This is a genomic window from Micromonospora sp. KC721 (assembly GCF_004348355.1).
Lineage (GTDB): Bacteria > Actinomycetota > Actinomycetes > Mycobacteriales > Micromonosporaceae > Micromonospora.
On the sequence record NZ_SMJY01000065.1, the window covers coordinates 1 to 26,413 of the forward strand.

Consider the following 26,413-nt stretch of genomic DNA (forward strand, 5'->3'; position numbering starts at 1 on the left):
AGACAGCCACCACCCCGCCGCCGACGACGCCGGCACCCGGTGGCGCCTGCGCCGCGAGCTACCGCACCGTCAACTCGTGGTCGGGCGGTTTCCAGGGCGAGGTGACCGTGCGGGCAGGTGGTGCGCCGATCAACGGGTGGACCGTTCGTTGGACGTTGGGTGGCGGCCAGAGCATCAGCCAGGTGTGGAACGGCACGCTGAGCACCAGCGGCTCCACCGCCACGGTGCGGAACGCCCCGTACAACGGCTCGCTTCCGGCGTCCGGCTCGACCACGTTCGGCTTCATCGCCAACGGTAGTCCGTCCGCTCCCACCCTGACCTGCGCCAGCCCGTAGGCGCGCACCACCCACGCCCCGCCGGGCACCGGGGCCTCTCGCGGCGGGCCAGCGGACATCGCGTCGTCAGACACCTGGCGTCGATGACCCTGGCCCGCCGCGATCTTGGTTCTGGTCCCGGGCCGTCACCGCGTACCCGCGACCGCATCCCATCTTGTTGCCTAATACTTGCAATAACGCCCTGGTGGCGATTAGATCGACGGCGTGACCCTGATCGAGAAGGCCGCTCCGGCGACCACCGGTTACCTGATCCGCGCGGCCCATCGCCGCCGACGGCAGCCCCGCCCGCTTCCTTTCCGGCAGCCCCGACGGTAGGACAGCGATGACCACGGCCCCCACGCTTCGCCACGACCAGCCCGCCACCCCGGACCAGCAGGCCAACCCTGGGCCTCCGTCTGCCCGCTTCGGCCGGCTGCTGGCCGAACTGCGGGACATGCCGTCGCTGCTGCGTCTGCTCATCGGCACCCAGCTCGCCTTCAACATCGGTTTCTACGCGGTCCTGCCGTATCTGAGCAGCCATCTCGCCGACCACATCGGTCTCGCCGGGTGGCTGGTCGGGCTCGTCCTCGGTCTGCGCACCTTCAGCCAGCAGGGGCTGTTCGTGGTCGGCGGCGCGCTCACCGACCGGCTCGGCCCCCGACCGGTCGTGCTGGCCGGTTGCGCCCTGCGCGTCGCCGGGTTCGCCGGCCTCGCCGTCGCCGACGGAATCTGGTCGGTGCTCGCCTCGGTGCTGCTCATCGGGTTCGCCGCCGCGCTCTTCTCGCCCGCGGTCGAATCCGAGGTGGCCCGCCAGGCCGTCGAACACGAAACGGCCGGGCACGCCCCCCGGACCCGGGTACTGGCGATCTTCTCCGTCGCCGGGCAGATCGGCGCGTTCACCGGACCGGCGCTCGGCGCGCTGCTGCTCCTGGTCGATTTCCGCGTCACCTGTCTCGGCGGTGCCGTCGTGTTCGTCGCGATCCTCGCCGGGCACGCCCGGCTCATGCCGCGCCGGCCCACCGCCGGCCCGGCCGCGGCGGGCCGAACCGGCGGGGGCGCCTGGCCGGGGGTGCGGGGACTCTGCCGCAACCGGAGCTTCCTGCTGCTCGCCCTGGCCTACAGCGGCTACCTGGTCTCCTACAACCAGCTCTACCTGGCGCTGCCCGAGGAGATCATCCGTACCAGCGGCTCGGCCAGCGCACTGGCCTGGATGTTCACCCTCTCCTCGCTGCTGGTCATCACGGCCCAGCTGCCGGTCACCGGGTGGGTCACCCGTAACCTCTGCCTGCGCACCAGCCTCGTGGCCGGGCTGGCGACCATCGCCGCCGGGTTCGCCGTGGTCGCCGCCGCCCGCCCCTTCGAGCTACCCGGGCCGGCCGGCCTGCTACCCGCCACCGGGCTGGTCGTCCTGCTCACCACGGGGCAGATGCTCGTCGTACCGGCGGCCCGGGCACTCCTGCCGGACCTCGCCGGGGCAGGGCACCTCGGCCTCTACACCGGCGCGCTGTCCACCATCTCCGGCACGCTGGTGTTGGTCGGCAGCGCCATCACCGGCCTGCTCCTGGACAGCGCGGGCGACCAGCTCGGCGGGACGCTGCCCTGGCTGGCCCTCACCGCGATCCCCCTGACTGCCGCGTTCGCCGCCTGTCGGCTGCGCCCCTGACCGCCGCGCCGCCGGCCGGCGCCGACCGCCGCCGCTGCCGTGTCGCCGCCGTGGGCCCGGCCGCCCGGCGGGCGCGGGCGCGTTCGGCCCGCAACGCGATCTCCAGTTCCAGGCGCTGCTGCGGGTCGCGGATACGGTCGCCGAACAGGTCGGTCAGCTGACGCAGGCGGTGGCGCACGGTCTGCGGATGGACGTGCAGCTGGGCCGCGACCTCGTTGGCGTTCATGTTGAACATCAGCCAGGCGAGCAGGGTGTCGGCCAGCAGGGCGCGCCTGTCGTCTCGCAACCGGGCCAGCGGCGCGAGCTGCCGTTCGCTGAGCGCGGCGATGAGCGCCCGGTCCTGGAAGACCGCGAGCGCGGCCAGGTGGTCGCGGCACCAGATGAGCGGCTGCCGGGGGAGGAGACCGTTCGCGGCGAGGTCGAGGGCGAGACGCGCCCAGCGCAGCGAGGCAGCAGCCTCCGTCGGGGTCACCGCCAGTCCCACCGCCGCGTGCTGCCCGACCAGGCCGTTGACGAGCACCCGTACCTGCGCGTGACTTTCGGGGTCCGGCACGATCAGGCACGGCTGCGGACGGTCGTACCCGGTCAGCATCTCCGGCACCAGCCTCGGCGTCGGGGTCGGTGGCCCGAGCGCGGCGATGGCCACGACGGCCAGGCGGCGTGGCAGTCGCCAACGGGCCGCAGCGGCTGCGGCGGTCAGCGCCGGCACCGACGGCGGCGCATCGGCGAGGAGCACGTCGACGAGCTGCCGTCGCCGCCGCTCGTGTCCGCTGGCCTCGGCCTCCCGCGCCTGCGCGTACCCCTCGGTCGACGCCTGGGCGATGTCGTCGATGTTGTCGAAGATCCGTTCGGCGAGCCAGGCGACCGCCTCCGGCGACAGCGGGTGCCGCGCGGCGAACGCGCGCAGCCGACGGTTGGCCACCCGGGCGCAGGCCCGTGCGGCGGCGTGCAGGCCGTCCAGGCTGCGGCCCGCGCGCATCTCGTTGGCGCCCACCGCACGGTAGATCTCGCGCCAGTCGGTGGCCCCGCCGGTGGCGTCCGCCGCGCCGACCGCCGTCAGGTGGGCGTGCCGGTCGAGCAGGTCGAGGTAGCGGCGCAGGGCCAGGTTCACTCCGCGACGTAGCGCGCGGGCGGACGCCGGGTCACCGGCCGGGCCGTATTCCGGAACCTGCCGCTCGATCTCACGCACCATCTCCGCAGCGGAACGGAGGACGTCGGCGCGCAGCAGCTCCACGGTCGCCGCCGGGATCCGCAGGGCGGACCATCCCACCGCAGACGCGTCGTTCGTTGCCATCTTGCGCTCCCGCCCATAGTCGGCGACGCCACCGGGACGCTCTGCCTTCCGACACGGCCCCGACCGCCGCGTGGTTCAGCGGCACTCACCGCAGTGACATTCTTCGTCGTTGATACCAGTATGTCGCTGAGTGTCGCCCGGTCTGAGCGCTCAGTTAACTTCTCGTCTCGACCAGCATCAATCCTCAGTGGAGGTGACCGGAGATGCGCTTCGCCATCCCCCGTCTCTGGCGGCGTACCGGCGTCCTGCTCGCCGCCGCGCTGCTGACCACCGGCGGCGCGGTCTTCGCCGCCGGCCCGGCGGCGTCCGCCCAGTGCGCCGACGTCGACGTCGTGGTCGCGCGCGGCACCGGCGAGCCGGGCCGGCTGGGCGTCATCGTGGGCGACCCGGTGTTCGCCGCGCTCCAACGGCGGTTGACCGGCGTCACCCTGACCAGCCACGCCGTCGACTATCCCGCCAACACCAGCCGGACCTCCCCGACGGAGGGCAACCGGGCGTTGGTCGACCATGTGACCAGCCAGGCGCAGTCCTGCCCAGAGCAGCGCTTCATCCTCGTCGGGTACTCGCAGGGCGCCAACGTCGTGGGCAACTCGCTCGGCACCAGTTCGGCGGGCGCCGCCGTCGGTGGTCCGGTCGTCGCCACCATCCCTGCGGCCGTGCAGCCCCGGGTGGCGGCGGTGCTGGTGTTCGGCTACCCGCTGCGCAAACTGCGCCGCGGTATCGAGGGCCCGGTCGCGGCCCGCACCCTGGACATCTGCGCCGACCGTGACGTGGTCTGCGCGACCCGTTGGGCACCAGCGTCCTCGCGCACCTGGGTTACGGGGGCGACGCGGGTCGGGCGGCGACCTTCGCCGCCGCCCGGATCTAGCTCCTGCGTCGAAGGTCCCTCGGCCGGTCGCGCTCCGACGTCCACGCGGACGTCGGGGCGCGACCGGCCGCGCCACGGTGGCCGACGCCGAGCAGGCTCCGGTCCCGTGGGTCCGGCCTGCTCCTGGACAGCACGGATGCGGCCGGGCGTGGTCCACCAACGGCCTCGGCCACACCCACCGCGCCTCCAGCGGTGGCTGCGGGATTCACGCGATCGATCTGCGAAACGTACAACCGGGTGGCCGTCCGGCCCCGTCTGAGGGTTGATGACCCAACGGAGGGACGGGCGATGCGGGATGTTTCGGACAAGGAGTACGTCGACTACGTCTCGGCGCGGATTCCCGCGCTGCGACGGTTGGCGTACCTGTTGGCCGGCGACGAGCACCGTGCCGATGATCTGGTCCAGCAGACCATCACCACGCTGTACGTGAAGTGGCGGCGTGCGCAGGCCGCCGACAGGCTCGACGCGTACGTCCGGACGATGCTGGTGCGGACGTACCTGGACGAGCGACGGCTGGCCTGGGCGCGCGTGCGGCTGTTCCGCGAGACACCTGAGCCACCACCGTCGCAGGACGGCGGCGTGGAGGAGCGTCAGGTCGTCCGGGCGGCGCTGAGCCGGGTCCCCCGCCGGCAGCGGGCCGTGCTGGTGCTGCGGTTCTTCTACGACCTGTCGGTCGACGAGGTGGCCGCGATACTCGGCTGCTCGTCCGGCACCGTCAAGAGCCAGACGTCCCGCGGGTTGGCCACGCTGCGGCGCCTGCTCGGCGAGCGGGAGTTCGCAGATTTCTCCACCGTGAACTGAGGAGCCGAGAAATGCCATCCGAACTCGATCTGCTGCGGTCGCTCGACGACGAGCCGCACACCCCTTCCACCGTGGACATCCGACGGGCGATCGCCGACGGACGGCGCCGCCGGATCCACCGGGGCGTCGGGTACGCGGGCGCCGCGACGGTGACCGCGCTCGCCGTCGCCGGTGCCTCGGTCGTGGCGATGTCCCCGCACACCCCGCCGCGCACCACGGCCGGTGCGGCGCCCACCACCGCCTCCGTCGCACCGAAGGGGGAGTACACGATCCCCGGCACGGCCGGCTGGAGCCCGGCTGCGGCGACCCCGCCCACCAGGTGCGCGCTCAACCGGCTGCCCGTACCGGACGGCGCGCCGATGGCGCTGGTCACCGGCGCCGACCCCACCGGCCGGTACCTCGTCGGGCGCTCGTACCCGAAGCCCGGCAGCTACCAGGCGGTCATCTGGCACGACGGTGAGGCCCGAAAGGTGATGCTCCCCGGCGACCTGGAGGAATCGCTGCAGGACGTCAACTCGACGGGTACCGCGGTCGGTTGGAGCTACGCCGAAGGCGGTAAGCCGGGCGCCGGCCCGGTTCCGTACGTCTACCGCGACGGCAGGGTCTCGAAGCTGCCGGGAGTGCAACGCGGAAACGCGTACGCGATCAATGAGGCCGGAGCCATCGTGGGCGATGACGACACCGGTAACGCCGCGTTGGTCTGGCCGTCGGCGACCACCGAGCCGATCCGACTGCCGCTGCCCGCCGGTGCGTCGCAGGGTACGGCCCGCGACATCGACGAGGACGGCACCACGGTCGGCACTATCGACAACAAGCGGCCGTACGTGTGGTTCCCCGACGGCACCCACCGCGCGCTCCCGATGCCGAGCCTCGACGGTGAGCGGGCCACCACCGCCCGGGTCTTCCACATCCGCAACGGCTGGGCGATCGGGGTGGCCAGCGACGGCCCCGGCCGCGACGGGGCAGCCGACCCGTCGTCGGGACGGACCGGCGCGAGTGCGGAGTACGCCCGGGCGAAGGCTGTCCGGTGGAACGTCCGTACCGGTGAGGTGCGCGTGGTCGGTGCGTTCAAGGGTGCGGCGGACGCCGTTAACGCCCACGGCTGGCAGGTCGGCATCGACGGGCGGGGGCGCGCGGTGCTCGTCGCCGACGCCGCCACGGTGGCGCTGCCGGCTCTGGCCAGCCACCAGCCGGGCACCCTGTCCACCATCGCGTCGACGGTGAGCGACGACGGGCGCACCATCGCCGGGCAGTCCGACGATGCGACGGGCACGATCCAGGCCGTCGTCTGGCGCTGCCGGTAACGGAATCCGGCGCATCCGCCCGGGTGGACCAGAGAGAACACCGAGAGGGGCCGACCCGGTCGGGTCGGCCCCTCTCCGCGGCCTGGCCGGCACCTGAGGGACGGAGTCGCGCAACTCGCGGAGCAGGTCACCACGGCATGTCATCCGTCCGACGGCGGGTCGCGGCGCAGCACGCGGTATCCGCTAACTGGCGCTCCTGTTGCCGGCGGCCGCCAGCGACAGCGCCCGCAGCGCGCAGAACCAGCCTGCTGCGCCGAGGAACATCCGCAGGTAGTTCAGGCTGGTCCACCACTGGACGGTCGTCGAGATTCTCGACTCCGACCAGGAGTCGGCGGAGCTCTGCAACATCAGCATCTGGGGAACGAAGTAGCTGTAGCTGAAAATGGCGTACGACAGCATGATGATGCCGGCCGCCAACACCCAGCGCCGGTTGGCCTGGTTGGCGCGCCACGCCGCGATGTTGGCGATGGCCAGCAGGGCGACGACCGGCGACACGAACGGCCAGAACGCACGCCCGGCGTCGTACATGCCGGACTGTTGCATCGCGGTGAGGATGTCCCGCGGTGGCACGCTGTCCCAGAGCGGCACGACGACGATCTTCTCGTACAGCCCGGCGCCGAACTGCACTCCCACGAAGACGACCAGGAGCCAGAGCAGGACTGATGCCACCCGGCTGGGAGCCGGCGAGGGGGGATTATGGGACAGTGTCGATCGCATTTTGCTTGCACCTGTCTCTTGTGCTGAGAAGTTGGCATCGAGTGAATGTCGGCCCGTGCTCGGGGGGCCGCCCGGCGGCCGAGTCGACCACGTCTGCCGGACGGCGTCGGCCGAAGCGAGAGACCCGCTCACGCCACCTTCGTCACGGCTTTCTCGTTCCAGTCGATGTGGTGGGTGTACATCCAGGCGTGGGACTTCGGATTGGCGAACAGTTTCAGGGCGATCGGCATCATGAGGTCGCGGAAGACCCGCGCCACGGGGCCGGGTGCCTTGCTGTCGGAGAGGGTCTTGGAGTAGGCGACGACCTTTTCCACCCTGGGCCGGCGCAAATGTTCGTATGCGGTGAAGGCGGCGTTGATGTCGGGCGCGTCGCGCAGGCACTTGGCGAGGATGACCGCGTCCTCGATGGCCATGGCAGCGCCCTGGCCGGCGGACGGGGAGGTGGCGTGTACCGCGTCGCCGATGAGCACCACCGAGCCACGGTGCCAGACGGGGCTGGTGGGGATGTCGTGGACCAGGTGGGCGCCGATGTCGCCGACGCTGGTGGTGATGATCTGACTGATGAGTGGTAGGTCGTCGGCGAACAGGTCACGCAGTTGACGCCGCCATTGTTCCGTCGGGATGGCAGCCAGTTCCCCACGGGTGGGTTCGTCGGGGCGGTGCAGGTTGGCGAACCAGTAGATATCGCCGGACTCCCGGATGAGATAACCGAAGAACGCCTGCTTGCCGAAGACGAAATGCTGGGTGTCGGTGGTAGGTGCGAGATTGGTGCGGCTGTACCCCCCGACGCTGACCAGGCCGGTGAACCGCGGCTTGGCCGAGTCGGGGTCGAGAATCCGGCGGGTACGGGAGTTGATGCCGTCGGCGCCGATGAGGATCTCGCCCGTGGCGTGGGTGCCGTCGGTGAACCTGGCCACGACGCCGTCGGCGGTCACCTCGTAGTCTTCCAGGCGCTTGCCGTACTCGATATCGATACCGCGATCGAGGGCCTGCTCCCGTAGGGCCTTCTGGAGTGCGCCACGCCGGACGCAGACGCTGACGGTGCCGTCCGGAAGGGGCGTACCGTTGGCGACCTGGCCCAACCGCTTGCCGGTGCCGCTCCACATGACCATTCGGGGGATCGGGAATCCGTCAGCCCGATCGACGACCTCGACGTCGATGGCGCGCAGCGCGTCCAACCCGTTGGACGCGATGTTGAGGAAGAGTCCCGGGTAGTCGGCCGGCCGGTCGTACGCCTCGAAGATCCGTGACTCGACTCCCGCGCGCTGCAGCGCCATCGCCATGGTCGTGCCGCCGATGCCGCCGCCGATAATCAACGCCTTTTTCATCAGGATCTCTTCCTTCGCAAATTCCGGACGTCTCGTTCACGGTTTCGTTCGTCGACCGACGCCGCCGTCGGTGATGACCAACCGAGATTCATGGCCTGGTGTGGTGGTGGTCGTGGGCAGGGGATTGTCCGGGCTGCTGTCCGGGTTCGACGACGACGAACTGGCCCATCAGTCCCTGGTCCTCATGGTTGAGCAGATGGCAGTGGTACATGTACGGGATGTTGGGGTCGACGTGTTCGCTGAACCGCAGGGCGACGCGTACGGGTGTGTTCGGTGGCGTGTGGACGGTGTCCTTCCAGCCACGTAACTCCGGCGGTGGTGGCGCGCCGCCAACGGACAGGATCAGGAACTGGACGTCGTGGACGTGGAAGTTGTGCGGTGTGTCGTCGATGGCGATGATTTCCCATACCTCGGTGGTGCCTCTGGTCACCGCGAAGTCGATGCGGCTCATGTCCATCTGTCTGCCGTTCACCGAGTATCCGGAAAGCTGGAAGGTGCGGGTGGCCGCAGGTGCAGAGGCGTCGATCCGAGGGGGATCGGCGAGCCGGCCGGGCAGCGGAGGCGACGGGGACAGCTGTGCCGCGGCGCGTAACTGGAGGATGTCGAAGGTGTCGTCGCCGCCGCCGAAGCGCCTGTTCCAGACGTTGATGCCGAGGTCGGGCGGGTAGCTGCGCAGGACGACACGCTCACCCGGGCCCAGGGTCACGACGATCTCGGCGCGTTCCCCGGGGGACAGTTGTATCCGGGCTGTCTCGTACGGGGCGGCGAGCAACCCTCCGTCGGTACCGACGAGCGCGAACGGCCGGTCATCCGAGAACCCGAACCGGTAGAACCGCGAGTTCGACGCGTTCAGCAGTCGCAGCCGTACCCGCTCCGTGGCGACATCGTGGTACGGCGCCAGTGTCCCGTTGACGCAGATCGTGTCGCCGAGGATGCCCATCGGAGTCCAGAAGGCCTCGCTGTCGTCGAGCTGGTTGTCGTCGCCGAACTGCTTGTCCTGGACGATGACCGGGATGTCGTCGACCCCGTACCGGCTCGGTAGGCCAGCCGGCGTGTCCGGGTCGTCGACGATGAACAGGCCGGCCATTCCGCGATAGACCTGCCGCGCGGTCTGTTGGTGCGGATGTGGGTGATACCAGAGGGTGGCGGCCGGCTGGGCGACCTGCCAGGTGGGAGACCACCCGGCGCCTGGCTCGATCATCTGGTGTGGCCCACCGTCCATCGCCGCGGGCAGGTGCATGCCGTGCCAGTGCAGGCTCGTCGCCTCGGACAGCTCGTTGCGTACGTTGACCAGCACGGTCTCGTTCCGGCTGGCCCGCAGCGTCGGCCCAAGGTGTCCCCCGTTGACGCCCAGGGTGGCAGTCGGTCGCCCCGGCCGGAACTGGTGCTCGCCTGCGATCGTCCGGAGGTCGAACACCCGGCGGCCGGAGACGTCCACGCGGCTCGCCGCGAGTGGCGGTATGGCCAGCCGGTTGGTGAATGTCAGTCGCCCGGCGGTGGTGGTGTCGGCCGCGGCCCACACTGCCGCCAACCCTCCGCCGAGTGCGGCGGTGGAGACCGGTACGCCGATGAGCCCCATCTTCAACAGTGACCGGCGGGCGAGGCGCCGTGGTGCCATCAGGCGACCGAGCCGATCGTCACGGTGTCGGCGCTACCGGACACGATCACGTGGTACCAGTGATCGGTGTTGCGCGGCCGGGACGACTGTTCGACCAGCCCACCGCCGACCGCGCCGAACCACCGATCGTCCAGCGTCACCTTGGTGGCGCCCTTGCCGATCTCCAGCCGCACGGGTACGTCAGCGGGTCGATCGACGCGAAGACCCTTCACGGAGGTGAGGCGGATCGTGGTCGGTGCCGTCGGCTTGCCCAGGACGAACCGCAGGTGCGTGGCGCCGGAGTGGAACGCGAGCGAACGTACATCGAGGCCGGTGAGGTCGGCGTCGAGGTGTTCCGCGCCGCCGTGCACATCGAGCGCCCACGGCACTGCGGGGTTCAGGCGTACGGCGTTGGGCCCCGTCCGGCGCAGCAGCCGTGCGCCCAGCGGGTACTCGACGTGGGTGTTGTGGCCGGTCGTCCAGACCAGCGGCAGCGGGTGGGCGAAGTCCGCCGCCATCAGTTCGGTCAACTGCTCGTCGGCGCGCAGGCCGAACTGGGCCAGGCCACTGTCGAAGCTGAGCCTGGCCACGTCGGGGGCCGGGTCGGCGAAGGGTACGACGACATGTGGGTCGCGGACTCCCGCTGGGGTCGCTATGACGCTCATGTTGGGTCTCCAGGAGGGGTAGGCGCTCGGCCCGACTGCCGCGCTTCAGATAGCCTCGCCGAGCCCAGGGCCTTCGCACCTCTGGCAACTGCCCTAGCCGCCGCCTTAGATTCCGCCTCGGGACCGGCCTAGGGGTTCACCGGACACGCGTACTCTTGATCAAGTGGGAGCGAAGGTGTTCGTGGGGCGGCGCAAGCAGTTGGCTCTCATCGACGAGGCCGTGGGGCTCGTGCACACCGGAGAGCCGCAGTTCGTGGTGTTCGGCGGCGAGGTCGGGATCGGCAAGACGCGCCTGATGCGCCATGTCGCTGACCGGTTGGCGGAGTCCGGGATGCGGATCCTGTCCAGTGCCTGCATCGAGCTGGGTGTGGAGGGCCTGCCGCTGGCGCCGGTTACCGCCGTACTGCGGGACCTGGTGCACGAGTTGGGCGAAGCGGCGCTGCCCGCCCTGCTGCCGGGCGCCGACGCCCTACTGGGGCTGCTCCCGGAGCTGGGCGCACCAGAGCCGGCCCCGAGCAGCCAGGCGCAGATGTTCGACCTGTTCGCCGCGCTGCTGCGGCGGCTCAGCGCCGAGCGCCCGGTGTTGCTCGTCATCGACGACCTGCAGTGGGCTGACCGCTCAACCCGCGATCTGCTGGGGTATCTGGCCCGCACCATGCGCGCGGCCCGCGTCCTGACGGTCATGGCGTATCGCACCGACGACCTGGACCGCCGCCACCCGCTGCGCCCATTCCTCGCCGAACTGGAGCGCCTGCGGGGAGTACGTCGCAGCGAGCTGGCCGGGTTTTCCAGGGCCGAGATCGCCGAGCTGGTCGCCGGTCTGCGCGCCGCCCCCGCCGCCCGACCGCTGATCGACGAGGTGTACCGCCGGTCGGGTGGCAACGCGCTGTTCGCCGAGGAACTGGCCCTGGCCGATGGGGTCGGTGAGGTCCCGGACTCCCTGCGCGACCTCCTGCTGCACCGCGTCGAACAGCTTCCCCCGTCCGCGCTGCGCGTCGTACGCCTGGCCGCGGTCGGTGGGCGGCGCGTCCCGCACCGCCTGCTCGCCGCGACCGCCGGCCTGGACGAGGTGCAACTGTTGGACGCGTTGCGGGCCGCCACCGCCGTACAGGTGTTGTCAGCCACCGTAGACGGGTACGAGTTCCAGCACGGGCTGCTGCGGGAGATGACCGCCGCGGATCTCCTGCCCGCGGAGCGGGCACGGCTGCACCGCCGGTACGCCGAAGCGATCGAGGCCGATCCCGCCCTGGTGCCGGCGGATCGGCTCGCCGCACAGATCGCCCACCACTGGGACGGCGCGGGCGAGGACCACAAGGCACTGCCCGCACTGGTGCGGTCCGCGGAGGTGGCCGGGAGCATCCACGCCCGTGCCGAGCAAGCCCAGATCATCGAGCGTACGTTGGACCTGTGGCCGCGGGTGCCCGACGCACAGCGGCTGTCCGGGCACGACCGGCTCGACCTGTTCGAAACGGCTGTCGCCGCCGCCACCTGGGCCGGCGAGGACGCTCGCGCGCTCGGCCTGATCGACCGGGCGCTGGCCGAGATCGACCAGGCACGCGAGCCGGGGCGAACCGCGAAGCTGCTCGCCCACCGCGGCATGACGTTGCACCATCTCGACCGCGACGGCGCGCTCACGTCCGTGGCGGAGGCTGTTCAACTGCTGCCCACCGTGCCTCCGGGCATCCGCGCGAGTGTGCTCGATCTTGTCGCCGTCGTGTTCGCGCTGCGTGGGCATCCCGGTCCGGCGCGGGACGCCGCTGAGGAGGCGGCTCAACTCGCCGCCGATCTGGGCGACGTCGACCTGGCGGTCAACGCCCGTACCACGCTGGGCTGGGTGCTGTGCCAGCTCGGTGCCTACGACGAGAGCCTGGCGACCCTGCGGGCGGCGGGCGACCTGGCCGAACGACACGACGATCTGGTCCGGGTGGCGAGGGCCCAGCTCAACATTGCCGAGGCACTGCACCATCTCGGGCACTATCCGTCCATGATCGTTGCCGCGCAGGCCGGTCTGGAAGCGGCGTACCGGTCAGGTGTCAGCCGAACCCTCGGGGCGCTGCTCGCCGCCCAACTCTGCGCGGCGCTCGCCGCTGTCGGCCGGTGGGACGACGCCGAATCGGCCAGCTCGACCGCCCTCGACATGGACCCACCGGACGTGTTCGGCGCCGCGCTGTACGCCCTGCGTGCCGAGATCGCCCTGGCGCGCGGCGAGACCGATGCCGTACGTGAACAGATGTCCCTGGCCCGCACTCTGCTGAGCCCGGTGTCCCATCCGGGTCCGACAGCTCTGGCGGTGACCCGACTCGAAGCCGAGATCGCGCTCGTCGAGAACCGGATCGACGACGCACGGGCGGCCATCACGGCAGCGCTACCCACCGCCATCGGCACCGGCCTCGCGCTGCACGCCTGGCCACTGGTGACGATCGGCGTTCGGATCGAGACGCACGCTCGGATGCGAGCCCGAGTGAACTCCCGGTCGGACACCGGCGACGGGGCGGTCGACGCGCTGCGCGCGGTGGCGGCCCAGCTCCCCACCCACACCCCGCTGTTTCGGGCATATGCCGCGCAGTTCGCGGCAGAGATCGGAGCGCCGGCCACCTCCTGGCCCGACGTCGTCGCGGACTGGGACGCGGTCGGCAGCCCGTACCCCGCTGCCCGCGCCCGACTGCGCGCCGCAGAAGCCGCCCTCGGCGTCGGTGACCGTCGCACGGCGCGGCGGTGGCTTCTGGCGGCGGTCGAACAAGCCGACCACCTCGGTGCCGAGACCCTGTCCGAACAGGTCCGCCTGCTGGCCCGCAGCAGCAAACTGCCGCTTGACGCGCAGGCCGAACCGCGCACCCGTTCCGGCGACCTCGAACGCTTCGGGCTGACCGACCGCGAGGTCGAAGTGCTCCATCTCGTAGCCGAGGGCCGGTCCAACCGCCAGATCGGTGAGCAACTGTTCATCAGTGCGAAGACCGTCAGCGTGCACGTGTCCAACATCCTGACCAAACTCGGCGTCAACAGCCGGGGCGAGGCCAGCGCCACCGCCCACCGCCTACACCTTCTGGACGGATAGCCGAGGCCGTGCCCTCCGCTGGCCGCATGGGCACGGCGACCGTCGAGGCGTCATGGATCCGCGGTTCGGCGGGGAGGTGGCAGTCGTTGTCGTTCGCTGCGGATGCGGGCGCGTTCGCCCAGCTTCTGCGCCGCGATCCCTGGCCGGTCGCGCCCCGACGTCCCGGTCGGACGTCGGGGCGCGACCGCTGGCTTCGTGCCGGGGCCGGATCGCCGGCTACGCCGACGCGCGGGTCGACCAGTCCGCCGCCGCCACCTCGGCGCGGGTCGGCGGGTTCGCGCCCCGGCGACCGCAGGTCAGTGCGGCGATCCGGGCGGCGTGCGCCAGCACCGGGCGCAGCACGTCGGCGCCGGCGGCGCCGAGCGCCGCACGGTGACCGACGCCGAGCAGGCCCCGGTCCCGCAGGTCCGCGAGCAGACCGGCCATGAACGCGTCCCCCGCGCCGACGGTGTCGACCACCTCGACCGCGACGCCGTCCACCCGGGTCTCGTCGGCGTGCGACCGGGCCCACGCCCCCTGGTCGCCCAGGGTGACCGCGACCAGGCGGGCGCCGAGATCCGTCCACCGGCGGGCCACCTGCTGGTACGGGTCTCCCGGGTACAGCCAGCCGAGATCCTCGACGCTCACCTTCACGATGTCGCTCTGCCCGACGAGCGTCTCGATCCGGCGCGCGGCCAACCGGTGGTCGCCCATCAGGGCGGGCCGGCAGTTCGGGTCGTAACTGATCATCGTCGTCGGGCGGGCGGCGCGCACCAGCGCCAGCACGTCGTCCGCGCCGGGGGTGAGGACACTGGCCAGGGAGCCGGTGTGCAGGCATTCCGGCGTTGCCGCCGGCACCGCTTCCGAGACCGGGAAGGCCCGCCAGGTGACGTCGAACGCGTACCGCGGCTGCCCGTCGCCGTCGAACGTGGTGCGGGCCACGCTGGTGGGCGCCCCGTCGAGCAGCGAGCCCGGCGCGAGCCGTACCCCGTTGTCCCGCAGGTGCGCCCGCAGCAGCTGGCCGTGCGGGTCGTCGCCGAGTTGGGTGAGCAGCCCGGTCGACAGGCCGAGGCGGGCCAACGCCACGGCGACGTTCGCCGGGCTGCCGCCCGGGTGGGCGACGGGTCGCCCCGCGTCGTCCTCGATCAGGTCGACCAGGGCCTCACCGACCACGATGATCACGAAGGGTGCCCTTCGGGGCGCGGGGGCGTCGGGCGCCGCCCGTCGCCCGCCGGATCCTGCTCGGCCGGCCCTGGTGTCGCGGCGGCGGCCGGGGCGCCGACGGACCCCGGTGTCTCGGCCAACGTGGTCGCGCCGGTCATGATGGCGACGGCCTCGTTCATGGTGTGGGAACTCGGGGTGATGACGCCCGCGCTCCGGCCCAGCCGCTGGATGTGGATGCGGTCGGCGACCTCGAAGACGTGCGGCATGTTGTGGCTGATGAGGATGACCGGCAGGCCCCGCGACCGGACCTCCTTGATCATGCGCAGGACCTGGTTGGACTCCCTGACGCCGAGGGCCGCCGTGGGCTCGTCCAGGACGATCACCTTGCTGCCGAAGGCGGCGGCGCGGGCCACCGAGACCGCCTGGCGTTGACCGCCGGAGAGGGTCTCGACGGCCTGGGACATGTTCTGCAGGGTGCCGATGCCGAGACTGGTCAGGGCCTCGGCGGCGGACCGCCGCATGCCCTTGTGGTCCAGCATCCGCAAGACCGAGCCCAGGACACCGGACCGGCGGCGTTCCCGGCCGAGGAAGAGGTTGCTGGCGATGTCCAGGGCCGGCGCGACGGCCAGGCTCTGGTAGACCGTCTCGATGCCGACGTCGCGGGCGTCCTGGGGGCGCTTGAACTGCACCGGCCGGCCGTCGAGGAGAAGCTGCCCGGCGTCGGGGACCAGCGCCCCGGTGAGGCACTTGATCAGGGTGGACTTGCCGGCGCCGTTGTCGCCGATGACGGCGAGCACCTCGCCCGGGTACAGGTCCAGGTCGACGCCGTCGAGCCCGACCACCCTGCCGAAGCTCTTGACCAGGCCGCGGGCCGACAGCACCGGAGTGCGGTCGTTGCGGCCCGGCGTCGACGAGTCCGCCGGCTGCGCTGTCGTGACGGTCATGGCTTCACCTTCCTGATCCACTGGTCCATGGAGACGGCGAGGATGACCAGGAGCCCGATGGCCAGCACCCGGTACTGGTCGTCGACGCCCGCCAGCGACAACCCGCTGCGGAAGAAACCGACGATGAGCGCGCCGAGGGCGGTGCCGAGGACCGCGCCACGACCGCCGAACAGGCTCGTGCCGCCGATGACGACGGCGGTGATGCTCTCCAGGTTGGCGTCGGTGATGGCGTTGGGACTGGCGGCACCGGCCCGCCCGATGATGATCCACGCGGTGATGCCGTAGACCAGCCCCGCCACGGTGTAGACGCTGAGCAGCACCCGGTTGACCCGGATCCCGGCGAGCCGGGAGGCCTCCAGGTCGTCGCCGACGGCGTACACGTGCCGTCCCCAGGCGGTCTTGGCCAGTGCGAATCCGATGACGAGGTAGAGGATCACCACGAGGACGACGCCCCGGGTGATGCGGAACTGACCGACCGGGAACGATTCTCCGGTCCAGCTCAACAGGGCCGGCAGGTCGCTGCCCTGCACGCTGCGCCCGGCCGAGTAGAGCAGCCCGAGGGCGGTGAACACGCTCAGGGTGCCCAGCGTGACGATGAACGGCGGCAGCTTGAGTCGCGTCACGAGCAGCCCGTTGAGCGCGCCGGCGGCCGTGCCGACGGCGATGCCCAACGCGATCGCGAGTAGCCCCGGCATGCCCTGCTCCTGGGCGGTCTTGGCGGACACCATCATGGCCAGGATCGCCACCGCGCCGACCGACAGGTCGATGCCGGCGGTGAGGATGATCAGCGTCTGTCCGATGGCGAGCGCGGCCACCACCGCGACCTGTTGCAGGACGAGTGAGAGCGAGTTCGGGGAGGCGAACCGGGGGTTGACCGTCGAGAAGACGACGAAGGCCAGGACGAGGACGAGGAACGGGCTGATCGCGGGGTGGGCGTGCAGCAGGTGCTGGACGCGTTGCAGCGGTGAGCGGGGACGGTGCGCGAACTGCTCCGCGGCGGTGGCGGGCGGATGCACGGTGGCGGTCACGGCGGGCTCCCTGCCGGTCGTCGGGGGAAGGGGAAGAGGTGCCCGGGGCGGGCCTCCCGCGGGAACGCCGTCGGGAGGCCCGAGCCGAGCGGGTGGGATCAGCCCCAGCAGCTCTTGGCGCCGGCGGCGGTGTCGATGCTGTCGACCCCGGTGGCGGGCTTGTCGGTGACCAGGGCGACGCCGGTGTCGAAGAAGTCGAGTCCGCTGGTGACCTGCGGCTTCTCGCCACCCCGGGCGATCTTGGCGATGCTCTCGACACCGAGTTCGGCCATCTTCAGCGGGTACTGCTGGGAGGTGGCGCCGATGACGCCGTCCTTGACCTGCCGTACGCCTTCGCAGCCGCCGTCGACGGAGACCACCAGCGCACCCTCGGCCTTGCCCGCCGCCTGGAGGGCCTTGTGCGCGCCGATGGCGGCCGGCTCGTTGATGGTGTAGACGACGTTGATGTTCGGGTTCTTGCTGAGGCAGTTCTCCATCGCGGTCCGGCCGCCGTCCTCGGCGCCGTTCGTGGGCTCGTTGCAGACGATGGTGTAGGTGCCGCCGGAGTAGTTGCCGGTCTTCGCCTCGTCGCCGTTCTTCTTCTTGTCGGCCGTGTCGATACCCATTCCGGTCAGGAAGCCCTGGTCGCGGTTGTAGTCGACGGAGACGATCTTGTCGTTGAACAGGTCGAGCAGGGCGATGGTGGCCGGCTTGCCGCCGAGTTGGGCGGCGGTCCACTTACCGATCAGCTCACCGGCCTTGAAGTTGTCGGTGGCGAAGGTGATGTCGACGGTGTCGGCCGGGTCGGGCGGGGTGTCCAGCGCGATCACGTAGAGCCCGGCGTCGCGGGCCTTCTTGATCGCGGAGTTGACGCCGGGGCCGTTGGGGGTGATCAGGATGCCCTGGTCGCCCCGGGCGATGGCGTCCTCGATCGCCTGGACCTGGCCCGCCTCGTCGCCGTCCTCCTTGCCCGCGGCCACGGTCAGCTTGACGTTCTGCGCCTGGGCCGCCTTCTTCGCGCCCTCCTGCATGCTGACGAAGAACGGGTTGGTGGAGTTCTTGGTGATCAGGGAGACGGAGACGGCCTTGTCGCCGGACGCCGCCTGGTCGGTGCCGCCGCCGCAGGCGCTGATGACCGTGCTGCCGACGACCGCGATCGCCAGCAGCGCCGTGGCGCGGGTACGGCCTACGCGTGGAAACATGTTCACTCCTCATCGACCGCCGCTGGTGCGGGACGTGGTTGACAACGTTGTCCGAGGAGTCTCGTCCCCCCTGCTGAAGGGTGTCAAGAGGTCGTTTGACTAGGTGCATAACGTTGGCGTAACGCGATCGAAAACTTGACATCGATATCAGGCGGGCGGCAGTATCCGGCGATACACCGGCGCGGTGCCCGGCCGTGCCGGTCGGGCGGTGGCCTTCGCGGAGAACTCCGTCGATGAGCCACCGGTCTTGGTTGTCGTCACGCCCGGCCGACCCGCTTACCTGGCGGTCGCCGGTAATCTGACAGCCCCAGGGCCGGCCAGGGGTGGCCGTACTGGTGCCCCCGGGCCAGGTCCGTAAACCCTGAACCGTGGAGGAGCACCATGCAGGGCGCCGCTTCACCGGTCGCGCCACGGCAGGCCCGGAGCCGACCGACACTGCGCGATGTCGCGCTCCTCGCCGGAGTGAGTCCGAAGACCGCGTCCCGTGTGATCAACGGCGAGTCGGGAGTGTCCTCCGCCAAGGTGAGCGCGGTGCAACGGGCCGTCTCGCAGCTCAACTACCGGCCGAACTTCACCGCCAGCAGCCTGCGTCGCGCCAGTGGGCGGACCGCGGCGATCGGGGCCGTGCTGGAGGACGTCGGCAACCCGTTCTCCGCCGCCCTGCTGAGGTCGCTGGAGGACGCGGCTCGGGACCGGGACGTACTCATCTTCGCCGGCAGTGTGGACGAGGACGCCGAACGGGAGCGGGCGCTGCTGCGGGCGTTCACCATCCGGCAGGCGGACGCGCTCGTGGTGGTGCCGGCGAGTGACCGCCACGGCCACCTCAGCGACGAGGTCAACGCCGGCACTCCCGTCGTGTTCGTCGACCGGCCGCCGGTCGGGCTGCACGTCGACGCCGTCCTGGCCGACAACGTCGAGGGCGCCGCCACGGCCGTGCACCACCTCGTCGCGCACGGGCACCGCGACATCGCGTACCTCGGCGACCTGCGGACGATCGCCACGGCCCAGCTACGGTTCCAGGGCTTCAAGGAGGCGCTCAGCGACCACGGGATCCGACCGGCCACCGCCGTCCACGACCTGCACACCGAGGCAGAGGCGGAGCAGGCCGTGCAGCGGCTGCTGGCCGGTGCGGCACCTCCCACCGCGATGTTCGCCGCCCAGAACATGGTCACCATCGGCGCCCTGCGGGCGCTGCAACGGCTGGGCCGGCACCGCGACGTCGCACTCGTCGGGTTCGACGACTTCCCCCTGGCCGACCTGCTCGAACCGGCGGTCACCGTGATCGCCCAGGACCCGCCGGCCATGGGTCGCGTCGCCGCGTCGCTGATCTTCCGCCGGCTCGACGGCGAGGTGTGGGAGCCCACCACCCACGTGGTGCCGACCCGGCTGATCGCGCGCGGATCCGGCGAGATCCGGGGACCGTGGGCCACCTGATCCGGTCAGGAGGAACCGGCGGCCGGGTCACGGCCGCCGGTGGGTGATCCGGCACGACGGAAGAAACCGGAGGGCCGGCGCGTGGGAAGCTCGGGGCCGACGAGACCGCGTACGCGACGGCATCTGGCCCGGCGGCTGGCCGAACTGGACGAGGAAACGACGACGCCCTGGGCGGGGTTCACTCCTGCAGGGCGGGGCAGGGTTCACTCCTGCAGGACGGAGAGGATATTGCCGGCCGGGTCCCGGAACCAGGCTATCGGCGGTCCCTCGCCGCAGTGGATGCCCCGGGCGTCGACGTAGTCGTACGTACGTCGTCCCGGCGGTCCACCAGCACCTCGACGCCGCCGAAGTCGAGGAACCCGGATGGCGTCACCGTCGGGCAGAAGGCGGCGACGTACCAGGCGCGCAGCCGATCCGGGTCGGGGGTGCCGAGCAGGATGCTGCCGAGCCGTAACGGTGCCATTCGGTCCTCCGCGTGAGGGTTCTCCACGATCTGACGTCCCGTCGATACCACCGATGCTTGGCCGTCGCTGCCACGCCACAGCGCAGTCCGTCGTGGCCGGTTCAGCGCACCGTTTCGCCGGTTTGCGGCCAGCGCCCCGGTGAGCGTACCGACCTTCCGGTGTGGCCCGCCTCCGCGAGCAGGTCACCGCCCCAGCGGGGCCAGAGCCGGAGCCGAGCCCCGTCCTGGCACCGCGTACGTCTGACCCACGCCGGCGTCCCGACGGAGAATCTGGCCGTCGCCCGGGCAGATCCGGCTGGCGGGCAGGTGCGGCCGGTCGTCGGTGAGGTAGCGCAGCGCCAGCGCGGTGGCGCAGTCGTTGGCGCCGATCACGCCGTGCCCCCCGGTGTCGGCCGTGACCAGCGTGGACCGGTGCCGCAGCGCCTGGTGCATGCCGTGTCCGCTGACCCAGGGGGTCGCCGGGTCGCGGCGGTTGTGCAGGATCAGGATGTTGCGGGGGCCTGCTGCCCCTACCATGGGTGCGGCTTCGACCGGGGCGGGCCAGAAGGCGCACGGGGTGATGGTGGCGGACCGGCCCGCGTCCTCCGGAAACAGGGTCCGGTCCCGGCGTACGGCGGCGGCGTAGCGCTCCGGTCGACGGGGCCAGGCGGCGTCGCCGCACTGCACGGCGTAGCCGACGGTCTGTCGGTTGTCAGCGGGTACCGCTGCGCCGGCCGGGACCGAAGTGGCCGGGATCGCGTCGGCGACGACGGCCGGGGTGCCGGTGGCTGGCGCCCGGCTGGCGGCGGCGAGTTCCTGCCAGACGGCGGCGATGTGCGGGAACTGGCTGGCGTCGGGCTGTTCGAGGTTGTCGCGGGTGTAGTCGCGTAGCCAGTTGCCGTCGACGACGAGGCCGGGGTAGGTGATCGGGTGGTGGTCGAGGTCGCGGAGCAGGGTGCGGTAGCGGTGCTCGACGGCGGCGGCGGTGCGGCCGAGCCGGTAGGTGTGGTGCCGGTCGGCGACCCAGCCGGTGAGGTCGGGCAGCCGCTGGGTCAGACCGAGCCCACCGAGGCGGACCAGGTCGTACCAGATCCGGTTCGGATCCAGGGCGCTGTCGAGGACGACCCGGTCGGTGCGGTGCGGGTGGCGGGTGGCGTAGACGGCGCCGAGGTAGGTGCCGTAGGACAGCCCGAAGAACGAGATCCGCTCCTCGCCCAGCGCCGCCCGGATTCGGTCGAGATCCCGGGCGGTGTTGGCGGTGGTGATGTGCGGCAGCACGTCGGCGGCCTCTCGGCGGCAGGCCTGGGCGGTGGCCCGGGCGTGGGCGACGCTGTGCGCGATGGAGCCGTCGGGGGCGGGGTAGCGAACGGCCCGGTCGGCCACCGGCAGGCCGCAGCTGACCGGGCTGCTGTGCCGTACGCCGCGGGCGTCGAAGCCGACCAGGTCGTAGCGTTGCCCCAGTTGTGGCGGTTGTCCGGGGCCGTGCAACTGGGCGGGCATTGCCAGCCCGCCGATCCCGGGGCCACCCGGACTCAGCACGAGGGTGCCCAACCTGCGGGCCGGGTCGGTGGCCGGGATCCGGGAAACGGTGACGGTGATGTGCCGGCTCTGCGGGTCGCGGTGGTCGAGCGGTACGGACAGGACGGCGCACCGCAGCGCCGGATGGTCGGACACGTCCGCCGGGCAGGAGCGCCAGACCAGCGGCCCGGTGGGGGACTGGGCGTGGCCGGGTGTCGCGCCGGTGGTCAGCAGGCCGGCGGCCAGGGCGACCGTGACCGTCACGGCGGTGCCGATCCGCGATGCTGGAGAACCCATGGCTGTCCTTCTTTCTGTCACTGCTCCTCGGCCAGGTAGAACAGCTCGTCGACCCGGGTGTGCAGGGCTCTGGCGAGCTTGAGGGCGAGCACCGTCGACGGGATGAACCGTCCGGTCTCCACCGTGGTGATGGTCTTGCGGGTCACCCCGACCAGATCGGCGAGCTGCTGTTGGGTCAGGTTGTGGCGAGCCCGTTCAACCTTGATGTGGTTGCGCAGCGGGTGGCTGGTCTCCTCACCCATCACGCGTCCCGGTTGAACCACAGCCGCGCCGCCCCGTACGCCGCCAGGGCACCCGCCACGGTGAACTGCGCCTGGGCGACCGACGGCACCTCGATCCGGAAGAAGAACGGAAGCTGTACGGCGAGTGCTCCGACCAACGCCGCGGCCGTCGCCCGCAGGTGCGTCGCGGCGGTCCGCTCGTCGGCCAGAACCGCGCCGGCGTGGCGGGCCCGCCACTTCGCCCAGCCCGCGACGGCCAGCGCCATCCCCGCGACCACCACCGCGGTGACGTAGGTCAGCTCCCACCAGCGGGGCCAGCCGACCTGCCCACCCGCGTCGTGTGCCCCCTTGGACACCAGGGCGGTGGCTCCGGCCACCCCCCAGACGAACGTCGCCGCGTCGAGCAGGCGCGCGAACGACCGACCGGATCGGGCGTTCGGCAGCGTCGAATTGGGCATCGCCCACCCCTTCCAAATAACCTTCACGACGCATCGTGTGTCGTATGGGTGTCTTAATGACACCTAAAGGTTACATGGAGGGGTGGGTGACCGCAACTGCCGCTGCCGACAGCCGAGTGAGCGGGTTGAGCGGCCGTGCGGGGGTGCTCGGCCGCCAGAGGTTGCGCCGAGACAGCACCGCGCGCCGCTGCGGCGTCACCGCCGGGAGAACAATCAATCGTCACGAGGGAGTGGTGGCGCCTGAACCCGATGCTTCCTACCGGGTGCGGGTGCCGGGAGCGTCCCGCAGAATGGCTCCGGGGGTGACCGACATGGTCGACGGGGCAAGCGTGCCCAGGTTGTGCCAGGTGGTGCTGGACTGCCCCGACGCCCGTGCCCTGGCGGAGTTCTACCGGTCGCTGTTGGGCCTGGTCTACCGGCCCGGTGACGAGCCGCCGGAAACGGGCGCCGTGGACGAGCGAGGCCGCGACTGGCTGGTGCTGCGAAGCCCGGAGGGCGCGCCGCAGTTGGCCTTCCAACAGGTCGACCGGCTGCCGGCGGCGACGTGGCCGCACGGCCCGGTGCCGCAGCAACTGCACCTGGATCTGACCGTGGCGTCGGTCGAGGAGCTTCGGGTGCAGCACGAACGGGTCCTGCGCCTCGGCGGTCGGTTACTGCTCGACCGCATCGACGACCCGGAGGAACCGCTACGGGTGTACGCCGACCCGGCCGGCCATCCGTTCTGCGTCTTCGTCGCCTGATCCGGCAGGCCACACCCGGAGACGCCGACCGTCACCGAAACGCTGCCGTCACCGCCCGGAATCGGGGGACGTCCCGCGCCGGACCTCGCTGAGCAGCCGCTCCACCCGGGTACGGATCTCGTCGCGGATCGGGCGTACCGCGTCGACGCCCTTGCCGGCGGGGTCGTCGAGCTTCCAGTCCTCGTAGCGTTTGCCGGGGAACACGGGACAGGCGTCGCCGCAGCCCATGGTGACGATCACGTCGGAGGACCCGACGGTCTCGTACTCCAGGAGCTTGGGGGCCTGGTCGGTGATGTCGACGCCGACCTCGCGCATGACCTCGACGGCGGCCGGGTTGATCTGGTCGGCGGGGGCGGAGCCGGCGGAGCGGACCTCGACGGTGTCGCCGGCCAGGTGGCGCAGCCAGCCGGCAGCCATCTGGGAGCGGCCGGCGTTGTGCACGCAGACGAACAGGACGCTGGGCTTGTCAGGCATCGGAAGCCTCTCTGGAAAGAAGTGCGGGACGCTCGACAGTGCCGTCGGTGGGGACGACGACCTGGTCGGCGGCCCGGCCGGCGTCGGGGTAGAGCGCCAGCAGCAGACCGGCGCCGACGGTGAGGCCGACGAGTTGGGCGAGGACGAAGCCCGGTACCGAGGCGGGGGCGATGCCGGCGAAGGTGTCGGTGAACGCCCGCCCGACGGTCACCGCGGGATTGGCGAACGAGGTGGACGAGGTGAACCAGTACGCGGCCCCGATGTACGCGCCGACCGCAGCCGGGGCGACCGCGGCACGGCCGGTGCGGGCCAGGGCGAAGACCAGCAGGATCAACCCGGCGGTGGCCACGACCTCCCCGAGCCACAGGTTGCCCCCGGAGCGCTGCCGGCCCGAGAGGTCGACGGCGGCCAGGTCGAACATGAGGTTGGCCAGAACCGACCCGCCGATCGCGCCGAGGACCTGGGCGGCGGTGTAACCGGCGAGGTCGCGGCCGGTGAGGCCGGTGCCGGTCCGCCGGCCGAGGAGCCAGTCGGCGGCGGACACCACCGGATTGAAGTGCGCCCCCGAGACCGGGCCGAAGATCAGGATGAGAGCGCCCAGGGCGAACGCGGTCGCGACGGAGTTCTGCAGGAGTTGGAGTCCGACGTCGGCGGGGGAGAGGGTGGCGGCCATGATGCCGGAGCCGACCACGGCGGTGACCAGCAGCGCGGTGCCGACGAACTCGGCCAGCAGGCGACGCCGCAACGCGATGGTCATCGGATGCCTCCCGCCGTGACGGCGGGGGCGAGCCGGTCGACCCGGTCGGCGAGTTCGGCGTAGGCGGCGTCGAACGCCGCGTCGGTGTCGAGGCGGGCCGGGTCCGGGACGGACCAGTGCAGGTGGGGGCGGACCGGCCCGCCGAGGTTCTCGTGGGCGTGGTCACAGACGGCGACCACGAGGTCGTCGGCGCGTACGACGTCGTCGACATGGGCGGTGCCGGCCGGGTCGAGGTCGAGGCCGTGTCGGCGGGCCACGGCCAGGGCCCGGGGGTGCACCCGGGCCGCCGGCTTCGTCCCGGCGGAGGCGGCGGCACCGTGGGTACGCCGCTTCCAGAGCGCTGCGGCGAGCGGGGAGCGGGCGGAGTTGTGGGTGCAGACGAAAACCACCCGCTCGACCCCGGTCAGGGGTGGGGCGGCGAGGGCGGCCAGGGCGGCCGGCCGCAGCCGCAGGTAGGTGCGCCGCCGGTCGCCCTCGGAGCGGCCCTTCACCACCAGGCCGGCGTCGATGAGCACCTTGACGTGGTGGGCGACCAGGTTGGTCGGCAGGTCGAGGGCGCGGGCGATCTCGCCGGGGGAGGCGTCGCCGACGGTGAGGGCGTCGACGATCGCCAGGCGCGCCGGGTCACCGAGGGCGGCATGGCGGCGTGCCCGCGCCGCGAGGGAATCCATTTCAAAGCTCATTGACTCAATGATTGCTGAGGCTTTTGTTGCTTGTCAACCGAGGTGAGCCCGGGGTGGGTCGAGGTGGCCGCTACGGGCGCTGCTGACAGGCGGCGGAGTCGTATGTCTCCCGCCCCTGACCCGCCGAACCCCGCCGCTCGGGTCCCGCCGCCACGCGGTGTCGATGCCATGGTGTTCGATGGCGGACGCTCTACAATGGGGGCGGCCGTGGCTACGCTGGGTCATGTTCCCTCGGGAGCGGCCAGTTAGCGGGGCGCGACATGAGCATCGGGCACAGATCCGGATCCCGCCGCCGATCGGCCGGCGAAGACGGCCCCCCGACGCCCACGACCAGGTAGGTCCGCTGTGTCCAGGGGGAATCCGGCCGCCGACCGGCACGCCGGAATGTCTGCTGCCCTCGACGGGCACGCGCTGAACACGCCGAACGCCATCACGATCGTCCGGGCCGTCGCCGCGATCGTCCTCGCCGTGCTGGCGTTGACCCGGGCCAGCCCCGCGCTGCTGATCGCCGCGTACGCCACCTACTGGCTGGGCGATGTGCTCGACGGGCTGGTCGCCCGGCTGCTGCGCCAGGAGACCCGGTTCGGCGCGGTACTCGACATCGTCGCCGACCGCGCGTCGTGCAGCCTCTGCATCGCCGCGCTGCTGGTGCTGCGTCCTGAACTCGCCGTGCCCTGCGCGGTATTCCTGGTGCAGTTCCTCGTGCTCGACTGCCACCTCAGTCTGGCGTTCCTGCGCTGGCCGATCCTCAGCCCCAACTACTTCCACCTGGTGCACCGGGGCGTCTACCGGTGGAACTGGTGGCCGCCGGCGAAGGTGCTCAACACCGCGGCCCTCGCCCTGACCGCCCTGATTCCCGCCGCCTACTGGTACGCCGTGGCCGTCGCCACGCTGGTGCTGGTGGTCAAGGTGTGCTCGGTCGTCGTCGTCCACCGGCTCACCCGCCAGCCGTTGGGCCCACCGTTCGTCGAGCCGCAGCTCCGTGGCCCGTCGCTGGTGACCTCGTGATCGGGCAGATGCTGGCCGCGCTGGGGCTGTCGCTGGTGTCGGCGTTCGTGCCGGCGCTGCCGATCGAGCCGTACGTGGTCGGTGCCAGCGCCCTCGGCGGCGCGGCGCTGCCGGTCGCCCTCGTCGCCGCGGTCGGGCAGACCATCGGCAAGGTGCTGATCCTGCTGGCCGCCCGGGGTTCGCTGCGCAATTCGGCGTTGCGTCGCTGGCTGGACCGCCGCCGGGCCGCAGCCGGGGAGCGGGACCGGACCCGGGGTGGGTTACGACGCCGGCTGGATCACTGGGGCCGGGCGATCGAGGCCGCCGCGCAGCGGCCGGCCCTCGCCGTACCGGTGGTGCTGCTCAGCGCCGGCGTCGGACTGCCGCCGCTGCTGCTGATCACGTTCTGCGTCGCCGCCGCGAAGACACCCGTCACCGTCTTCGCGGCAGCCTGCCTGGTCGGCCGGTCGACCCGGTTCGCCGCCCTCGCCCTGCTCCCC

General features: G+C 71.6%; 26 protein-coding genes. 10 read left to right on the forward strand and 16 right to left on the reverse strand.

Translation table 11 applies throughout. The features are described 5' to 3' along the window. Nucleotides 1-107 precede the first annotated feature (107 nt). Entirely contained in the window at nucleotides 108-335 is a 228-nt protein-coding gene (locus E1182_RS13735) for a cellulose binding domain-containing protein (protein ID WP_371687550.1), read from the forward strand. A 322-nt stretch (nucleotides 336-657) separates the two neighbouring features. Then, nucleotides 658-1,977: an MFS transporter gene (locus E1182_RS13740; protein WP_132264844.1), complete on the forward strand. Its 1,320-nt coding sequence runs from the start codon at nucleotides 658-660 to the stop codon at nucleotides 1,975-1,977. Here E1182_RS13740 and E1182_RS13745 read toward each other — a convergent pair. Further along, nucleotides 1,925-3,271 (reverse strand): CdaR family transcriptional regulator, encoded by a 1,347-nt coding sequence (locus E1182_RS13745; RefSeq protein ID WP_132264846.1) that lies wholly within the window; start codon nucleotides 3,269-3,271, stop codon nucleotides 1,925-1,927. The two genes, E1182_RS13740 and E1182_RS13745, sit on opposite strands and share 53 nt — an antisense overlap. A gap of 203 nt (nucleotides 3,272-3,474) precedes the next feature. Here E1182_RS13745 and E1182_RS13750 point away from each other — a divergent pair, with 203 nt between their 5' ends. The 3 genes from E1182_RS13750 to E1182_RS13760 are packed head-to-tail and all read left to right on the forward strand — an operon-like array spanning nucleotide 3,475 to nucleotide 6,244. After that, a complete protein-coding gene (locus E1182_RS13750; protein WP_207921393.1) occupies nucleotides 3,475-4,398 on the forward strand; it encodes a cutinase family protein in 924 nt (307 codons plus the stop codon). Between the two features lie 29 nt (nucleotides 4,399-4,427). Further along, nucleotides 4,428-4,940, forward strand: a complete 513-nt coding sequence (locus E1182_RS13755; protein WP_132264848.1) for a SigE family RNA polymerase sigma factor — start codon at nucleotides 4,428-4,430, stop codon at nucleotides 4,938-4,940. Between the two features lie 11 nt (nucleotides 4,941-4,951). Next, nucleotides 4,952-6,244 (forward strand): hypothetical protein, encoded by a 1,293-nt coding sequence (locus E1182_RS13760; protein ID WP_132264850.1) that lies wholly within the window; start codon nucleotides 4,952-4,954, stop codon nucleotides 6,242-6,244. Between the two features lie 183 nt (nucleotides 6,245-6,427). On the opposite strand, the gene E1182_RS13765 is transcribed toward E1182_RS13760, so the two are convergent. The 4 genes from E1182_RS13765 to E1182_RS13780 form a co-directional block, all read right to left on the reverse strand. Further along, nucleotides 6,428-6,913: a DUF1772 domain-containing protein gene (locus tag E1182_RS13765; protein WP_243706205.1), complete on the reverse strand. Its 486-nt coding sequence runs from the start codon at nucleotides 6,911-6,913 to the stop codon at nucleotides 6,428-6,430. A 176-nt stretch (nucleotides 6,914-7,089) separates the two neighbouring features. Beyond that, complete coding sequence (locus tag E1182_RS13770) at nucleotides 7,090-8,289, reverse strand: FAD-dependent monooxygenase (protein WP_132264855.1); 1,200 nt, start codon at nucleotides 8,287-8,289, stop codon at nucleotides 7,090-7,092. An 88-nt stretch (nucleotides 8,290-8,377) separates the two neighbouring features. Beyond that, a complete protein-coding gene (locus E1182_RS13775) occupies nucleotides 8,378-9,907 on the reverse strand; it encodes a multicopper oxidase family protein (protein ID WP_132264857.1) in 1,530 nt (509 codons plus the stop codon). After that, nucleotides 9,907-10,551, reverse strand: coding sequence for a hypothetical protein (locus E1182_RS13780; RefSeq protein WP_132264860.1), 645 nt, complete (start codon nucleotides 10,549-10,551; stop codon nucleotides 9,907-9,909). The genes E1182_RS13775 and E1182_RS13780 overlap by 1 nt, the downstream gene beginning before the upstream one ends. A 163-nt stretch (nucleotides 10,552-10,714) precedes the next feature. On the opposite strand from E1182_RS13780, the gene E1182_RS32820 reads away from it, so the two are divergent. Then, nucleotides 10,715-13,606 carry a helix-turn-helix transcriptional regulator gene (locus E1182_RS32820; RefSeq protein WP_132264863.1) on the forward strand — a complete coding sequence of 964 codons (2,892 nt, stop codon included), beginning with the start codon at nucleotides 10,715-10,717 and terminating at the stop codon, nucleotides 13,604-13,606. 216 nt (nucleotides 13,607-13,822) lie between these two features. On the opposite strand, the gene E1182_RS13790 is transcribed toward E1182_RS32820, so the two are convergent. From E1182_RS13790 to E1182_RS13805, 4 genes are all read right to left on the reverse strand, one after another. Beyond that, complete coding sequence (locus tag E1182_RS13790) at nucleotides 13,823-14,767, reverse strand: carbohydrate kinase (RefSeq protein WP_132264865.1); 945 nt, start codon at nucleotides 14,765-14,767, stop codon at nucleotides 13,823-13,825. Continuing rightward, a complete protein-coding gene (locus E1182_RS13795) occupies nucleotides 14,764-15,693 on the reverse strand; it encodes an ATP-binding cassette domain-containing protein (RefSeq protein ID WP_132264868.1) in 930 nt (309 codons plus the stop codon). Before E1182_RS13795 ends, E1182_RS13790 begins: the two co-directional genes overlap by 4 nt. Continuing rightward, entirely contained in the window at nucleotides 15,690-16,721 is a 1,032-nt protein-coding gene (locus E1182_RS13800; protein ID WP_132264870.1) for an ABC transporter permease, read from the reverse strand. Before E1182_RS13800 ends, E1182_RS13795 begins: the two co-directional genes overlap by 4 nt. A 98-nt stretch (nucleotides 16,722-16,819) precedes the next feature. Continuing rightward, nucleotides 16,820-17,902 (reverse strand): substrate-binding domain-containing protein, encoded by a 1,083-nt coding sequence (locus E1182_RS13805; RefSeq protein WP_132264872.1) that lies wholly within the window; start codon nucleotides 17,900-17,902, stop codon nucleotides 16,820-16,822. Nucleotides 17,903-18,283: 381 nt separating this feature from the next. On the opposite strand from E1182_RS13805, the gene E1182_RS13810 reads away from it, so the two are divergent. Continuing rightward, nucleotides 18,284-19,336: a LacI family DNA-binding transcriptional regulator gene (locus tag E1182_RS13810; protein ID WP_132264875.1), complete on the forward strand. Its 1,053-nt coding sequence runs from the start codon at nucleotides 18,284-18,286 to the stop codon at nucleotides 19,334-19,336. 253 nt (nucleotides 19,337-19,589) lie between these two features. On the opposite strand, the gene E1182_RS13820 is transcribed toward E1182_RS13810, so the two are convergent. The 4 genes from E1182_RS13820 to E1182_RS13835 form a co-directional block, all read right to left on the reverse strand. After that, nucleotides 19,590-19,799 carry a hypothetical protein gene (locus E1182_RS13820; RefSeq protein ID WP_243706206.1) on the reverse strand — a complete coding sequence of 70 codons (210 nt, stop codon included), beginning with the start codon at nucleotides 19,797-19,799 and terminating at the stop codon, nucleotides 19,590-19,592. A 183-nt stretch (nucleotides 19,800-19,982) separates the two neighbouring features. Beyond that, on the reverse strand, nucleotides 19,983-21,593 hold the full coding sequence (locus E1182_RS13825; protein WP_132264877.1) for an alpha/beta fold hydrolase: 1,611 nt from the start codon (nucleotides 21,591-21,593) through the stop codon (nucleotides 19,983-19,985). A 17-nt stretch (nucleotides 21,594-21,610) separates the two neighbouring features. Continuing rightward, entirely contained in the window at nucleotides 21,611-21,835 is a 225-nt protein-coding gene (locus tag E1182_RS13830; protein WP_132264880.1) for a helix-turn-helix transcriptional regulator, read from the reverse strand. Then, complete coding sequence (locus E1182_RS13835) at nucleotides 21,835-22,272, reverse strand: hypothetical protein (protein WP_132264882.1); 438 nt, start codon at nucleotides 22,270-22,272, stop codon at nucleotides 21,835-21,837. Before E1182_RS13835 ends, E1182_RS13830 begins: the two co-directional genes overlap by 1 nt. Before the next feature lie 311 nt (nucleotides 22,273-22,583). On the opposite strand from E1182_RS13835, the gene E1182_RS13840 reads away from it, so the two are divergent. Beyond that, complete coding sequence (locus E1182_RS13840; protein WP_132264884.1) at nucleotides 22,584-23,012, forward strand: VOC family protein; 429 nt, start codon at nucleotides 22,584-22,586, stop codon at nucleotides 23,010-23,012. A 48-nt stretch (nucleotides 23,013-23,060) separates the two neighbouring features. Here E1182_RS13840 and E1182_RS13845 read toward each other — a convergent pair whose 3' ends face one another. Genes E1182_RS13845 through E1182_RS13855 form a run of 3 tightly spaced genes read right to left on the reverse strand, consistent with a single transcriptional unit; the run spans nucleotide 23,061 to nucleotide 24,926 of the window. Beyond that, entirely contained in the window at nucleotides 23,061-23,486 is a 426-nt protein-coding gene (locus tag E1182_RS13845; RefSeq protein ID WP_132264886.1) for an arsenate reductase ArsC, read from the reverse strand. Next, complete coding sequence (locus E1182_RS13850; RefSeq protein ID WP_132264888.1) at nucleotides 23,479-24,243, reverse strand: MIP/aquaporin family protein; 765 nt, start codon at nucleotides 24,241-24,243, stop codon at nucleotides 23,479-23,481. The genes E1182_RS13845 and E1182_RS13850 overlap by 8 nt, the downstream gene beginning before the upstream one ends. After that, complete coding sequence (locus E1182_RS13855) at nucleotides 24,240-24,926, reverse strand: helix-turn-helix domain-containing protein (RefSeq protein WP_132264890.1); 687 nt, start codon at nucleotides 24,924-24,926, stop codon at nucleotides 24,240-24,242. The genes E1182_RS13850 and E1182_RS13855 overlap by 4 nt, the downstream gene beginning before the upstream one ends. A 345-nt stretch (nucleotides 24,927-25,271) precedes the next feature. Here E1182_RS13855 and E1182_RS13860 point away from each other — a divergent pair, with 345 nt between their 5' ends. Continuing rightward, nucleotides 25,272-25,934 (forward strand): CDP-alcohol phosphatidyltransferase family protein, encoded by a 663-nt coding sequence (locus tag E1182_RS13860; protein WP_243706207.1) that lies wholly within the window; start codon nucleotides 25,272-25,274, stop codon nucleotides 25,932-25,934. Further along, nucleotides 25,931-26,413 (forward strand): hypothetical protein (locus E1182_RS13865; RefSeq protein ID WP_371687549.1); only part of this gene is annotated, 483 nt, incomplete at its 3' end. The genes E1182_RS13860 and E1182_RS13865, both read left to right, overlap by 4 nt.